Source organism: Vibrio sp. AH4, assembly GCF_030710545.1.
Taxonomy (GTDB): Bacteria; Pseudomonadota; Gammaproteobacteria; order Enterobacterales; family Vibrionaceae; genus Vibrio; species Vibrio metoecus.
The window spans coordinates 1,659,661-1,673,277 of the sequence record NZ_JALAIV010000001.1; the positions used below are offsets into that span (position 1 = coordinate 1,659,661).

13 protein-coding genes are annotated in these 13,617 nt (G+C 47.5%); 12 read left to right on the top strand and 1 reads right to left on the bottom strand.

All coding sequences use genetic code 11. From position 1 onward, the window contains the following. The first annotated feature begins 5 nt into the window (after positions 1–5). From fdx to MKA69_RS07850, 5 genes are all read left to right on the top strand, one after another. Positions 6–344 carry an ISC system 2Fe-2S type ferredoxin gene (gene fdx / locus MKA69_RS07830; RefSeq protein WP_001124187.1) on the top strand — a complete coding sequence of 113 codons (339 nt, stop codon included), beginning with the start codon at positions 6–8 and terminating at the stop codon, positions 342–344. 48 nt (positions 345–392) lie between these two features. Beyond that, positions 393–587: a Fe-S cluster assembly protein IscX gene (iscX, locus tag MKA69_RS07835; RefSeq protein WP_055027527.1), complete on the top strand. Its 195-nt coding sequence runs from the start codon at positions 393–395 to the stop codon at positions 585–587. A 157-nt stretch (positions 588–744) separates the two neighbouring features. Next, entirely contained in the window at positions 745–2,034 is a 1,290-nt protein-coding gene (gene pepB, locus MKA69_RS07840) for an aminopeptidase PepB (protein ID WP_055028801.1), read from the top strand. 77 nt (positions 2,035–2,111) lie between these two features. Then, positions 2,112–2,540 (top strand): nucleoside-diphosphate kinase, encoded by a 429-nt coding sequence (gene ndk / locus MKA69_RS07845; protein WP_001162850.1) that lies wholly within the window; start codon positions 2,112–2,114, stop codon positions 2,538–2,540. Positions 2,541–2,713: 173 nt separating this feature from the next. After that, positions 2,714–3,835 carry a bifunctional tRNA (adenosine(37)-C2)-methyltransferase TrmG/ribosomal RNA large subunit methyltransferase RlmN gene (locus MKA69_RS07850; protein ID WP_055031990.1) on the top strand — a complete coding sequence of 374 codons (1,122 nt, stop codon included), beginning with the start codon at positions 2,714–2,716 and terminating at the stop codon, positions 3,833–3,835. A gap of 41 nt (positions 3,836–3,876) precedes the next feature. Here MKA69_RS07850 and MKA69_RS07855 read toward each other — a convergent pair whose 3' ends face one another. Further along, positions 3,877–5,202, bottom strand: coding sequence for an IS4 family transposase (locus tag MKA69_RS07855; RefSeq protein ID WP_305847582.1), 1,326 nt, complete (start codon positions 5,200–5,202; stop codon positions 3,877–3,879). Between the two features lie 387 nt (positions 5,203–5,589). On the opposite strand from MKA69_RS07855, the gene rodZ reads away from it, so the two are divergent. The 7 genes from rodZ to MKA69_RS07890 all read left to right on the top strand — a co-directional run bounded on the left by rodZ (position 5,590) and on the right by MKA69_RS07890 (position 13,500). After that, positions 5,590–6,618, top strand: a complete 1,029-nt coding sequence (gene rodZ, locus MKA69_RS07860; RefSeq protein WP_305847792.1) for a cytoskeleton protein RodZ — start codon at positions 5,590–5,592, stop codon at positions 6,616–6,618. Between the two features lie 10 nt (positions 6,619–6,628). Continuing rightward, positions 6,629–7,753, top strand: a complete 1,125-nt coding sequence (gene ispG, locus MKA69_RS07865) for a flavodoxin-dependent (E)-4-hydroxy-3-methylbut-2-enyl-diphosphate synthase (RefSeq protein ID WP_001163461.1) — start codon at positions 6,629–6,631, stop codon at positions 7,751–7,753. Positions 7,754–7,778: 25 nt separating this feature from the next. Beyond that, positions 7,779–9,047: a histidine--tRNA ligase gene (gene hisS / locus MKA69_RS07870; protein WP_009355507.1), complete on the top strand. Its 1,269-nt coding sequence runs from the start codon at positions 7,779–7,781 to the stop codon at positions 9,045–9,047. A gap of 36 nt (positions 9,048–9,083) precedes the next feature. After that, a complete protein-coding gene (locus tag MKA69_RS07875; RefSeq protein ID WP_000424773.1) occupies positions 9,084–9,698 on the top strand; it encodes a YfgM family protein in 615 nt (204 codons plus the stop codon). 12 nt (positions 9,699–9,710) lie between these two features. Continuing rightward, the gene (gene bamB, locus MKA69_RS07880) at positions 9,711–10,871 is read left to right on the top strand and encodes an outer membrane protein assembly factor BamB (RefSeq protein ID WP_000732724.1); all 1,161 of its coding nucleotides are present in this window, start codon (positions 9,711–9,713) and stop codon (positions 10,869–10,871) included. Positions 10,872–11,067: 196 nt separating this feature from the next. Continuing rightward, entirely contained in the window at positions 11,068–12,552 is a 1,485-nt protein-coding gene (gene der / locus MKA69_RS07885; RefSeq protein ID WP_000249401.1) for a ribosome biogenesis GTPase Der, read from the top strand. Between the two features lie 54 nt (positions 12,553–12,606). After that, on the top strand, positions 12,607–13,500 hold the full coding sequence (locus MKA69_RS07890; RefSeq protein WP_055033502.1) for an alanyl-tRNA editing protein: 894 nt from the start codon (positions 12,607–12,609) through the stop codon (positions 13,498–13,500). The last annotated feature ends 117 nt before the right edge of the window (positions 13,501–13,617 follow it).

Below are 13,617 nucleotides of genomic sequence, written 5' to 3' on the forward strand. Positions count from 1 at the left end.
CCAACATGCCTAAGATTATTGTTTTGCCTCATGAAACCCTTTGCCCGGAAGGCGCAGTGTTAGAAGCGCAAACCGGGGAAACGATTTTGGATGTGGCACTCAAAAATGGTATCGCCATTGAGCATGCGTGTGAGAAATCGTGCGCTTGCACCACTTGCCACTGTATCGTTCGTGAAGGGTTTGATTCACTGGAAGAGAGTGATGAGCTGGAAGACGATATGCTGGATAAAGCGTGGGGTCTTGAGCCAGAATCTCGTCTCAGCTGTCAGGCTCGCGTGGCGGATGAAGATCTCGTGGTCGAGATCCCGAAATACACCCTGAACCACGCGTCAGAAGATCATTAATTCTCAGCCTCGGTGAAGGCCGAGGCATAACCAATCGGAAGGTCAATCATGAAATGGACAGATTCGCGCGATATCGCGATTGAGTTGTGTGATAAGTTTCCCGATGTCGATCCCAAAACCGTACGTTTTACCGATCTGCATCGTTGGATTATGGAGTTGGAAGATTTTGCAGATGATCCGAATCATTCCAACGAAAAAATCCTCGAAGCGGTGATTCTGTGCTGGATGGACGAGTTTGAATAACCAGAAACCTCACAGAGTTAACAATTCTTATCAAAAAATGCGGACCACTTGGTCCGTTTTTTTATTCGTTTGACATTTTGTCACGACATAATGCTAACATCGTGGCGATTTAATGAGATGGCACAGGCAAAGCCAATATTTAAGACAAGGAGAAACCATGTCTACACAGATGTCTGTATTTTTGAGCACTCAAGCTGCCCAGCCTCAGTGGGGAGAGAAAGCGCTCATTTCCTTTGCAGAGCAAGGTGCAACCATTCACTTGGCTCAAGCACAAGATTTCAGCGCGATCCAACGCGCAGCTCGTAAGTTAGATAATCAAGGTATCCGCACGGTATTCCTGGCTGGAGAAGGTTGGGATTTGGAGAGCATTTGGGCTTTCTATCAAGGTTACCGCGATGCGAAAAAACGCAATACGGTTGAGTGGAAAGCGTTAGCTTCTGCTGAACAAGCTGAGCTGGAAGCTCGCATTAAAGCGACCGACTGGACGCGCGATATTATCAACAAAAGCGCAGAAGAAGTGGCGCCACGCCAACTGGCGACGATGGCTGCAGAATTCATCAAGTCTCTCGCGCCGGAACATGTTTCTTACCGTATCGTGAAAGACAAAGATCTGCTCACCGAAGGTTGGGAAGGCATTTACGCTGTCGGTCGTGGCTCTGAACGCACTTCTGCCATGCTGCAACTGGATTACAACCCAACGGGCGATGAAAACGCACCGGTGTTCGCGTGTTTAGTGGGTAAAGGCATTACTTTCGACTCAGGTGGTTACAGCTTGAAGCCTTCCAATATGATGTCAGCCATGAAATCAGACATGGGCGGCTCAGGTATGATCACGGGCGCTTTGGGCTTAGCGATCATGCGCGGTTTCAATAAGCGTGTGAAACTGATCCTTTGCTGTGCGGAAAACATGGTCTCAGGTCGTGCGTTGAAGCTTGGTGACATCATCACCTACAAAAATGGCAAAACCGTTGAAATCATGAACACCGATGCGGAAGGGCGTTTGGTGCTAGCGGATGGCCTTATCTACGCTAGCGAGCAAAACCCACAACTGATCATCGATTGTGCAACTTTAACCGGTGCGGCGAAAAACGCGTTGGGTAATGATTACCACGCACTGCTTTCTTATGATGAGTCACTGAGCCAACAAGCATTGGTTGCGGCAAAAGAAGAGAATGAAGCGCTGTGGGCTCTGCCTCTGGCTGAATTCCACCGTGAAATGCTGCCTTCTAACTTTGCGGATCTGTCGAACATCAGTAATGGCGATTATACGCCAGGAGCCAGTACCGCAGCGGCGTTCCTCTCTTACTTTGTCGAAGGCTACCAAAAAGGTTGGTTGCACTTTGACTGTTCAGCCACGTATCGCAAGTCAGCCAGCGATAAATGGGCTGCCGGAGCGACGGGCATGGGCGTGAAAATGCTCGCACGAATTATGATGCAGCAAGCATAAATTCAAAGGCAGCTTGTAAAGCTGCCTTGTTTTTATTAAGAGAATTAAAACAAGCACAATAAACAAAAGGAAATTTTATGGCTCTAGAAAGAACATTTTCGATCATTAAACCGGATGCGGTGAAGCGTAACTTGATTGGTGAGATTTACCATCGTATCGAAAAAGCCGGTTTACAGATCATTGCAGCGAAAATGGTTCACTTGTCTGAAGAGCAAGCAAGCGGCTTTTACGCTGAGCACGAAGGCAAACCCTTTTTCGAACCCCTGAAAGAATTTATGACTTCAGGTCCGATCATGGTGCAAGTGTTGGAAGGTGAAAACGCCATTGCACGCTACCGTGAATTGATGGGAAAAACCAACCCGGAAGAAGCGGCTTGCGGTACGCTGCGTGCCGATTATGCACTGAGCATGCGCTATAACTCAGTACACGGCAGTGATAGCCCAGCATCGGCCGCTCGTGAAATTGAATTCTTCTTTCCAGAGTCAGAAATCTGCCCTCGTCCATAGCCTTTGAATAGATCTATTTAGGCTCCCGATGTGGAGCCTAAATTTTGCATAAAAAACAACCGAACAAGAATTAATGCCTTAGAAAAGACACGGTTTTGCAGCCCTTGTTGTTGCTGCATAAAGGCTGTACAATTCGCGCCCTTAATTACTGTTCCGTCTTCTTGAGAGGCACCATGACCACAGAAAAAATCAATCTACTCGATTTTGACCGCAAGGGTTTACGTACGTTTTTTGCCGAAGAGCTGGGTGAGAAAGCGTTTCGTGCCGAACAGGTCATGAAGTGGATTTATCACTTTGGTTGTGATGACTTCGATCAAATGAACAACATCAACAAACAACTCCGCGAAAAGCTCAAAGCGAAGTGTGAGATCCGTGCACCCTACGTATCGGCAGCGCAACACTCAGCCGATGGCACCATCAAATGGGCAATGCGTGTGGGGGATCAGGATGTTGAAACGGTGTATATCCCAGAAGAAGACCGCGCGACCTTGTGTGTTTCTTCCCAAGTGGGTTGTGCGTTGGAATGTAAATTCTGCTCAACGGCTCAGCAAGGCTTTAACCGTAACCTACGCGTTTCAGAAATCATTGGTCAGGTTTGGCGTGCAGCACGTGAAATCGGCCTAGAGAAAGAAACTGGACGTCGCCCCATCACTAACGTGGTCATGATGGGTATGGGTGAGCCTCTGCTCAACATGAAAAACCTCATCCCTGCGTTAGAGATTATGCTTGATGATCTCGGCTTTGGTCTGTCTAAGCGCCGCGTAACGGTTTCCACCTCCGGTGTGGTTTCTGGTTTAGAGCAGATGATCGGCCAAATTGATGTGGCACTCGCCATCTCATTGCATGCGCCAAATGATGAGCTGCGCAGCCAAATTATGCCGATCAATGATCGCTGGAATATCCAAGAATTTTTAGCCACAGTACGTCGCTATATCGCATCATCGAATGCCAACCGTGGCAAGGTGACCGTGGAGTATGTGCTGCTGGATCATGTAAACGACGGAACTGAGCATGCCCATGAACTCGCTGAGCTCATGAAAGGTACGCCTTGTAAAATTAACTTGATCCCGTTTAACCCGTATCCGGGCTCACCCTACAAGAAGCCAAGTAATTCACGCATCGATCGTTTCCAAAAAACTTTGATGCAGTATGAACATACGGTAACGATCCGTAAGACACGTGGTGATGATATTGACGCCGCTTGTGGCCAGTTGGTGGGGGATGTCATTGACCGCACCAAACGGACTAAGAGCAAGCAATTTGATGCGCAAGCCATCCCTGTGAAAACGCTGTAACTTACCTACGAGATAAGCCAGAGACATTTCTCTAATGCCGTTCACTTAAGGTGAGCGGCATTGTATTTTCTAGGGTATCGGCTTGGCTTCTTCTTCACGACTCTAGGGAAGGCTCTTTCTCGCCTTGGCTCAAGTATTAAGCTTCCACTCATTGCGTAGAAGTTTTGCAGTTGCCTTGGTATTGCTCCTGGTGACGAGTAGGGAAGTCCCACTATTAGGCGCATGATGTGGGCTAAGGCTCCATTGAAGCTCAGTTGGTATGGCAAGTAGTCTCCATTCAACGTATTACACATCTGCACCATTTGATATCTGACTAAGTTGTATGTCAGGAGTATTCCCCAGAGCTCTTGTCTCACCAGCTCTGGGAGTCGGCTTCGCAGTGTAAGACGGTTACCAAGCATGTATTGCTTTTGCTCTCGGTACCCCTGTTCAATTTCCCAACGGTATTCATATAAACCGACTATATCTGATTTCGGATAACGCATCGGGTCAACCATTGAGGTGAGAACATCGTATTGTTTCCCCTCTTTAGCTCTCGTGATTAAACGTACCACTACCTCTTCTTCTAGCTCTGGCCATTTCTTACGCGCTTGCGGGTTACTCTTCAGTTTTATCAGTTTATCTTGTCGGCCAAAAGACTGAACAACTTCATAAATCAGCCCTTTTTTCATGGGGATAAGCCAATGTCGATTGATGCCTTGCGAACACCATGCTTGAAGTAAACCTAGGGAGTAAAAGCCTTTGTCGAAGAGCGTTAAGCTGTTATCGGGGGTTGTGTCGATAAGCTGCTCTGCCAGCTTCATTTCATTAACGGTATAACAGCCAAAAGCGCTGCCTGTGATTAAGTGACTGCTCAGCTCCATCTGACAGACCATACGTACCTGTGGGTACTGTGTTTCTTTACCATCCCGATTAGTGGGCTTAGCAAACGCTTCAGCGTTATCTTTTGAGTCTTCTGTTCGCCATAAAACCCCATCAACACCCAGTAACGTAAGTCCGTTCCAGTTTGGTAAGTTAGCCTGTTTGAACCAATGACGTTGCGTACACTCAAAGAGCGCTTTAGCCGCTGACTCACCAAGGTTTTTTCTTCGCTGTGTTAATGCACTTGGAGCAACGAATGGCTTGCCTGTGCGGTCAACAATATCGAGCATATTTACAATGTCAGCCATGGATTTATCGTTATAGATAGCCATGCCAACCAGTAACCATGCCATCGACTCTAAAGTGAGCTTTCGTTTTCTTAGAGTCACGGTATCCGTAAGCTGATAAGCACTATTGATGAGTTCAATGGGCAGGAGGTCTGCGAGTGTTTCAACGTGATTGGGTTTATAACTGTTGATGATGTCGAGGGCTTGAGAAACGTGCATAAAAAAATCCGATAAACAGGGTCTACCGGATTTTTACATACAGGCAGGATCGTTCAACTGATCTGCCGATTAAAGTCTTAACTGATCGGCATTAGAGACATTTCTCTGGCTTTATTTTTGCTTAACATAGCAACAAATTGCCGCCTCTAAATGTCAAATCGAAGAAAAACCTTGAACTAACTGTGATTTATTGGCCATTTCTTTATTGTTTAGTCAACAATATCTATTAGAATGGGGCAAATTTCTCAAACTTGATTTGAGCTATACCGAAGCGAAGCGCTAACTGATTGCACCGATTAAGCTAAGCTGTCATCTCACTACCTATAATGAAAAATAAAAGTGAGCGACTTAAGCCGCTTAGTCCTGACTAAGAGATTGAAATTACGGATGACTACTGAACAACAAGACCACAACCAAACCGACATCAACGAACAAGTGATTGAAAAAGTAGCGCCAGGTACGTTGCTGAAACAAAAGCGCGAAGATCTGGGGCTGACTCAGCGCCAAGTTGCCGATCGCCTTCGATTACGTCTGTCGATTATCCAAAGCATTGAAGAAAACCGTTTTGAAGATGGTCAAGTCGCAACATTCACGCGTGGTTACTTACGCTCTTATGCAAAGGCGGTGGGGATTCGTGAGTCTGATATCTTGTGCGCTTTTGATGATAGTTACTGTCAGCAGCCACCTACACAACCTGACATGAAAAGTTTTTCTAAGAAAACCAAACGTCAGCTGCATGATACACGCATTATGATCATTACTTGGGTCGTCTTTGCCGTGATTGTCGGAATGTCCACCTTATGGTGGTGGCAGAACAGCCAAAAAAACAGCTTAATTCCCCCGCAGATGGTGATTGAACCGACTACTACGCCGGATGCTCAGCCCGTGGAAGAGGAGAATATCGCTAATGAAGAATTTGCGACGGTTCCACCACTGAATGATTTACAAAATAGTGCGCCGCCGAGTGAAGAAACGCCACTGATGGAAGAACCACAACCAACAGAGGGTAATGAACAGGCGCCTTCAACCTCAAATGAAGCTGAAGTGACCACTGAAGCTCCTGTTGTCGTAGAAACAACAGCGGTCGCTCCTCCTGTGGTACAACCTGAAGTCGTATCAACAACTCCAGCAGCCCCTGCCGCTCAAGCTGAACCAGAGGTTAGTTCTAGTGAAAATGTTTCAGCACCGCTAGTGCTGAATTTTTCTGCCGACTGCTGGATCCAAGTGAAAGATGCCACCGGTAAAACCTTATCAACAGGGGTGAAAACGGCAGGGCAGAGTATTAGTTTGAATGGTTTACGTCCTTATAAAGTGGTGCTTGGTGCGCCAGAGGGCGTATCAATCACATTAGCGAGTGAACCCGTCGACCTTTCTGGGTATACTTCCGGCAAAGTAGCAAGATTGACCCTACCTTAGAAAAATGTCTATGCAACATGAGTCTCCTATCAAGCGTCGCCCTTCGAAACGTATCTATGTGGGCAACGTTCCTATTGGTGATGGTGCACCCATCGCCGTACAGTCCATGACCAATACTCGAACCACAGACGTGGCTGCCACGGTTGCGCAGATCAAGTCTTTGGAAAAAGTGGGTGCGGATATTGTGCGTGTTTCTATCCCAACGATGGAAGCCGCTGAAGCCTTCAAGCTTATCAAACAACAAGTTTCTGTCCCTTTGGTGGCTGATATTCATTTTGATTATCGTATTGCTCTGAAAGTAGCGGAATACGGTGTGGATTGTTTGCGCATCAACCCCGGCAATATCGGTAATGAAGAGCGGATCCGCTCAGTTGTCGATTGCGCACGTGATAAAGGCATACCAATTCGTATTGGGGTCAACGGTGGTTCGCTGGAAAAAGATCTCCAGCTTAAGTACGGAGAACCCACGCCTGAAGCTCTGGTTGAGTCGGCGATGCGTCATGTTGATATCCTCGATCGTCTCAACTTTGATCAGTTCAAAGTTAGCGTAAAAGCTTCGGATGTGTTCCTCGCGGTGGAATCTTATCGCCTATTGGCGAAAAAGATCGATCAACCTCTGCATTTAGGGATCACTGAAGCCGGTGGCGCGCGTGCTGGTTCTGTTAAATCGGCAGTTGGCCTTGGTATGCTGCTTGCCGAAGGTATCGGCGATACGCTGCGTATTTCGCTAGCGGCTGATCCGGTTGAAGAAATCAAAGTCGGCTTCGATATTTTAAAATCGCTGCGCATTCGTTCGCGTGGCATCAACTTTATTGCTTGTCCAAGTTGTTCACGTCAGGAATTCGATGTGATTGGCACGGTCAACGCACTGGAGCAACGTCTCGAAGATGTGCTGACACCGATGGATGTGTCGATCATTGGTTGCGTGGTGAATGGCCCAGGTGAGGCGGAAGTTTCTCACTTAGGTTTAGCGGGCAGCAATAAGAAAAGCGCGTTCTATGAAGATGGCGTACGCCAGAAAGAGCGATTTGATAACGATGATCTGGTTGCTCAATTGGAAGCAAAAATTCGCGCGAAAGCGGCGCAACTGGACGAAAAAAATCGCATCAATATCCAGCAAATAGAACAAGATTAATCTCAACGATATTACGGTAAGAATTGTGGCAAAAACTATTCAAGCAATCCGAGGCATGAACGATTGCCTCCCAACCCAGTCTCCACTTTGGCAAAAAGTGGAAGGCGTGGTGAAAAATGTAATCAGCGCTTACGGTTACAGCGAAGTTCGTATGCCTATCGTTGAGATGACCCATCTGTTTAGCCGCGCGATTGGTGAAGTCACCGATGTTGTGGAAAAAGAGATGTACACCTTTGAAGATCGCAACGGTGACAGCTTAACACTGCGTCCTGAAGGCACGGCAGGCTGTGTGCGTTCCGGTATCGAAAATGGCTTGCTGTATAACCAAGAACAGCGCCTGTGGTACATGGGACCGATGTTCCGCCATGAGCGCCCACAGAAAGGCCGTTACCGCCAATTCCATCAGTGTGGTGTGGAAGTGTTTGGTTTAGATGGTCCAGATGTGGATGCAGAACTGATCATGATGACCGCACGCCTGTGGCGTGAACTGGGTATCGCTGAACATGTTCGTTTGGAGCTGAACTCAATTGGTTCACTAGAAGCGCGTGCCAATTACCGTAGCGCTTTAATTGAATATCTAGAACAGTACCAAAATGTGCTGGATGAAGATTGCAAACGCCGTATGTACACCAACCCGCTGCGTGTATTGGATTCAAAAAATCCCGATGTGCAGGCGATTCTGGGTGATGCACCACAGTTGTCTGATTATTTGGATGCTGAATCAAAACAACATTTTGCAGGTTTGTGTGAACTTCTGGATGCCGCAGGCATCGAATACACGGTTAATCAGCGTTTGGTACGCGGCCTTGATTACTACAACCGCACGGTTTTTGAGTGGATCACCGAAAGTCTGGGTTCACAAGGTACCGTTTGTGGCGGTGGTCGCTATGATGGCCTGGTTGAGCAACTCGGCGGTAAACCAACTCCTGCGGTAGGTTTCGCTATGGGCCTAGAGCGTTTAGTGCTGATGATGGAAACCTTGGGTAATACCGAAGTTCGTCGTAGCGTGGATGTGTACATGGTGACCGCGGGTGAAGGCACTATGATGGCGGGAATGAAACTCGCTGAACAACTGCGTGAACAAGTGCCGGGTCTGCGCGTGATGACTCACTTTGGTGGGGGCAATTTTAAAAAGCAATTTAAACGCGCGGATAAAGTGGGCGCAGCCATTGCATTGGTATTGGGTGAAGATGAAGTCGCCGCTCAAACCGTAGTAGTTAAAGATTTAGCGGGTGGCGAACAGAGCACTGTTGCTCAAGCTGAAGTAGCTCAATTATTGGCTCATTTAGCGTAATTCTCCCGCAGCACGTTTTAAATAAGAGGACAGGAAGTGGAACTCTACGATACTGAAGAACAACAAGTTGAAGCGATCAAAGATTGGTGGAAAGAGAATGGCAAAGCCGTGATCTTTGGTGCTGTGATTGGTCTTGGTGGCCTATTTGGTTGGCGTTATTACCAAGATACGGTGGTCGCCGCTCAAGAAGCCGCTTCACACAATTACAGTCAAGCGATGGATGCACTGGTTGCCAAAGGTGCTGACGCGGAAAGTTCTATCCAAACCTTTATTGACGCGAATAAAGAAACAGAATACGCGGTGCTCGCTGCGATGCAGTTAGCCAAAGCACAGGTCGATGCGGGTCAGTTGGACGAAGCTCTGGCTCAGTTGGAATGGGCAAAAGGGGCAACGCAAGATCCAGCCTTGAAACCATTGCTGACATTCCGCGTTGCTCGTCTACAAGCCGAGCAAAGCCAATTTGACGATGCGCTCACTCAACTAAGCAATATCCAAGAAAAATCTTGGGCTGGTCGAGTGGCAGAGTTGCGTGGCGACATTCTGATGCGTAAAGGTGATAGCGCGGGTGCTTATGCGGCTTATACCGAAGCACAGCAAGCCGATGATGCAAGCCAAACTTTGCAAATGAAACTGGACGATCTGGCCAAGTAAGGGCACTCCCTGATGAAGAAGCTGTTCAATCAAGTGTTGGTTGCTGCGGGGGTCTTAGCACTGCTCGCAGGTTGTGCCAGTGAAGAAGAAAACGTCATTATGGCGCCGCTCCCTATTGTGAAAAGCGAGTTTACGCCTAAAACGTTATGGAGTACTTCGGTCGGCAACGGTGTTGGTCATTACTTTTCAAAACTCGCTCCTGATTACGCTTATGACAAAGTGTATGTGGCGAGCCGTGACGGTGTTGTGAAAGCGCTTGATCCGCAAAACGGTAAAGTGATTTGGACTACCGATCTGGAAGTCAATGGATCCGCTCGCTTATCCGGTGGTATCACTGCCGCTTTTGGTAAATTGTTTATTGGTAGCGAAAATGGTGTCGTCAATGCATTGGACGCCGAAACGGGGGAACCTTTGTGGGCCTCTGTGGTAGAAGGTGAAATTCTTGCCGCTCCCGCTGCTGACAACAATATCGTGATCGTGAATACCAGCCGTGGTGCTTTGATTGCGCTCAATCAAGAAGATGGCGCGCAAAAATGGACGATAAGCACTGAAGTTCCTAACTTAACATTGCGTGGTGATAGCCGTCCGACCGCGGTTTCGGGTGGCGTGTTCTGGGGAACCCCTAGTGGTCGTCTGGCTGCTGCGATTGCCGAACGTGGCCAATTGATTTGGCAACAGCCAGTAGGGCAGCCAAAAGGGGCGACAGAAATCGATCGCTTGGTGGATGTAGATGCTTCTCCCTTGGTCATCGGTGGTACGCTGTTTACGGTTGGGTTTAATGGCCAACTGATCGCTATTGACTTACGTTCTGGTCAGCCAGTTTGGAAGCGTAATTATTCTTCTGCCACCGATCTTGCAACGGATGGAAGCCGTCTCTACTTGGTGACCGATAAAGACCATTTGGTGGCGGTAGATACACGCAGCGGAACCGAAATTTGGAACAATACCCAGTTGGAACACCGCTTGCTTACTGCACCGAAAATGGTTGGTGACTATGTGGTGGTAGGGGATGCTGAAGGCTACTTGCATTGGATTGACCGTAATAGCGGTGAGTTTGTTGCTCAGCAACTGGTTAACGACAGCGGCTTTGCGGTCGGCCCGCTGGTTTTGAATGACGGTTACGTGATTGTTACTCGTGATGGTCAAATAAAGAAGCTGACGATTCAACAATAAACTGTGATATGATTCACACGCGGCTCCTGGCTGGAAACAGTTAGGAGCCGTTTTATTGCTAGCGGCTCCCAATTATGGGGAGCGGTCTGCACTCCACCATCATGGTGATACATAAAGTGGTTATAGGTAAAAATTTAGCGCTTGTGACAGAGTGTTTACCTATAACTACATAAGATGACATTTTGTAGAGGTTGTTATGGTACCTGTTGTTGCTCTTGTTGGGCGTCCAAACGTCGGTAAATCGACGCTGTTTAATCGACTCACTCGCACGCGGGACGCATTAGTTGCGGATTTTCCTGGTTTAACTCGTGATCGTAAATACGGTCAAGCTAAGTTGGGTGAGCACGAATTTATCGTGATCGATACCGGCGGTATCGATGGCTCTGAAGAAGGCGTTGAGACCAAAATGGCACAGCAATCGCTCGCTGCGATTGATGAAGCTGATGTGGTGCTGTTTATGGTAGATGGCCGCGCGGGTCTGACGGTCGCAGATGAAGCGATTGCTCAGCATCTGCGCCGTATTGAAAAGCCAGCAATTTTGGTTGTGAACAAAGTTGACGGAATCGATGCGGATGCCGCTTCGGCGGAGTTCTGGCAACTCGGTATGGATCAGATGTACCAGATCGCCGCCGCGCATGGCCGTGGTGTGGGCGCATTGATTGACCGTGCGCTGAATCCGTTTGCTGAGCAAATGGAATCTGAGCAAGCTCAACTTGAAGATCTGACCAACGAAGAAGATCCAGAAGAAGAGCAGCTAGAGTATAGCGAAGAAGAAGCAGAAGCCGAATACAAGCGCCTGCAAGACTTGCCGATTAAACTGGCGATCATCGGTCGTCCAAACGTGGGTAAATCAACACTGACTAACCGCATTCTGGGTGAAGAGCGAGTGGTGGTTTACGATATGCCGGGAACCACGCGTGACTCTATCTACATCCCAATGAAACGTGATGAGCGTGAATATGTGTTGATTGATACTGCGGGCGTGCGTCGCCGTAAGCGTATCAATGAAACCGTTGAGAAGTTCTCGGTAGTCAAAACCTTACAAGCGATTGAAGATGCTAACGTGGTATTGTTGGTGGTCGATGCGCGTGAGAACATCTCCGATCAAGATCTTAGCCTGCTTGGTTTTGCTCTAAATTCTGGCCGCTCCATCGTGATTGCGGTGAATAAATGGGATGGTTTGAGTCTTGATGTCAAAGAACACGTGAAGAAAGAGCTCGATCGTCGACTGGGTTTCGTTGATTTTGCACGCATCCACTTTATTTCTGCACTGCATGGCACAGGTGTCGGTCACTTGTTTGAATCGGTGCAAGAAGCGTATCGCTCTGCAACCACGCGTGTGGGAACGTCTGTACTGACTCGTATTATGAAAATGGCCACCGATGATCATCAGCCGCCTATGGTGCGCGGCCGTCGTGTGAAATTGAAATATGCACACGCGGGTGGTTACAACCCACCGATCATCGTTATCCACGGTAACCAAGTGAACGAGCTGCCAGATTCATACAAGCGTTATTTGATGAACTATTACCGTAAATCGCTAGAAATCATGGGTACCCCGATTCGTATCCAGTTCCAAAATAGCGAAAACCCATTTGAAGGTAAGACGAATAAAATGACCCTCTCACAAGAGCGACAACGTAAGCGCTTGATGAGCATGGTGAAAAACCGCAGAAAATAATTTATAAAGCCCAAGTTTACTTGGGCTTTTTTGTTTTTAAAGGATTGTTATTGCATGAGCTATTGCGCAACAGAAGTCACTTTTCCACAAGGGATTACCGCCCTTGATACTCAAATTATGCTGTGCCAACCCCATTCTGCTGGGGTTGATGTGGTGACAGATAAAACCCCATTTCACCCAGTCAGTCATATCTGGCCAGATCACCCGGCAGATCGCGGTGTACTTATCTGGCAAGGTAACGAATACCCCGTTACTGCTTGTTTAGTGGGCGTGATTGAACAAGCATCCGGCCATTTATACGTAGGAAATGACATTCCCGTAAAACGTGACGAGAGTGGTTGGTTATTTGTGGTTGTACACCGCCTAAACTCAATGCCACCTGCACTTAAAGTGGGTGAGAGCGTTAAATTGGTGGTGGATGCTCAATATCAGGCAAGTTTAAGCCGAGGGCATAGTGCCGGCCATCTTGCTTACTTAGCGCTGAATAAGGTATTGGCTCAGAACTACTGGCGTAAAGATGCAGACCGTAAAGATCCACATGGGTATTTTGATTTCAACAGCTATGCTCAAATCTCCAGTTTTGTAACCCCAGATTGTTCAACGGATTTGTATCGATTAGGAAAAACACTGCGTAAGCGCGGATTAAATAGTGATGACGTGCTAAAAGATCTAGATTTGATAGAGGAAAACACTAACCAGCAGCTTATGCAGTGGTTAGCGTTATCGAGTTCAATTCATATTGAGTGTGAAGGTACGACGCTAACCGATTCTCGCTACTGGGTGTGTGACTTACATGAAGGTGCTCCGGCACGTATTCCTTGTGGAGGCACGCATGTCAACGGTTTGGAAGCATTTCGTTTGATCAAAGTGGTGCTGAAACAAGTCGATGAACAGCACATTGAAGCGATAACTTACATAGAACCGGCAAGATTAGAGGGATCTTTTTAGTATATTCTAAACAATCTGCATTGTGATTACTTGTTTGGTTTATAATCCTGTTTAAAATCGAAATGCAGGATATGTAACTTATGCTTTCGGTGGGTGGTTATATAAAAGTTCTTTTGA

Bases quoted from the DNA above. Each gene is read 5' to 3' on its own strand.
- fdx (WP_001124187.1), top strand. From the start codon at position 6: ATGCCTAAGATTATTGTTTTGCCTCATGAAACCCTTTGCCCGGAAGGC.
- iscX (WP_055027527.1), top strand. From the start codon at position 393: ATGAAATGGACAGATTCGCGCGATATCGCGATTGAGTTGTGTGATAAG.
- pepB (WP_055028801.1), top strand. From the start codon at position 745: ATGTCTACACAGATGTCTGTATTTTTGAGCACTCAAGCTGCCCAGCCT.
- ndk (WP_001162850.1), top strand. From the start codon at position 2,112: ATGGCTCTAGAAAGAACATTTTCGATCATTAAACCGGATGCGGTGAAG.
- MKA69_RS07850 (WP_055031990.1), top strand. From the start codon at position 2,714: ATGACCACAGAAAAAATCAATCTACTCGATTTTGACCGCAAGGGTTTA.
- MKA69_RS07855 (WP_305847582.1), bottom strand. From the start codon at position 5,202: ATGCACGTTTCTCAAGCCCTCGACATCATCAACAGTTATAAACCCAAT.
- rodZ (WP_305847792.1), top strand. From the start codon at position 5,590: ATGACTACTGAACAACAAGACCACAACCAAACCGACATCAACGAACAA.
- ispG (WP_001163461.1), top strand. From the start codon at position 6,629: ATGCAACATGAGTCTCCTATCAAGCGTCGCCCTTCGAAACGTATCTAT.
- bamB (WP_000732724.1), top strand. From the start codon at position 9,711: ATGAAGAAGCTGTTCAATCAAGTGTTGGTTGCTGCGGGGGTCTTAGCA.
- der (WP_000249401.1), top strand. From the start codon at position 11,068: ATGGTACCTGTTGTTGCTCTTGTTGGGCGTCCAAACGTCGGTAAATCG.
- MKA69_RS07890 (WP_055033502.1), top strand. From the start codon at position 12,607: ATGAGCTATTGCGCAACAGAAGTCACTTTTCCACAAGGGATTACCGCC.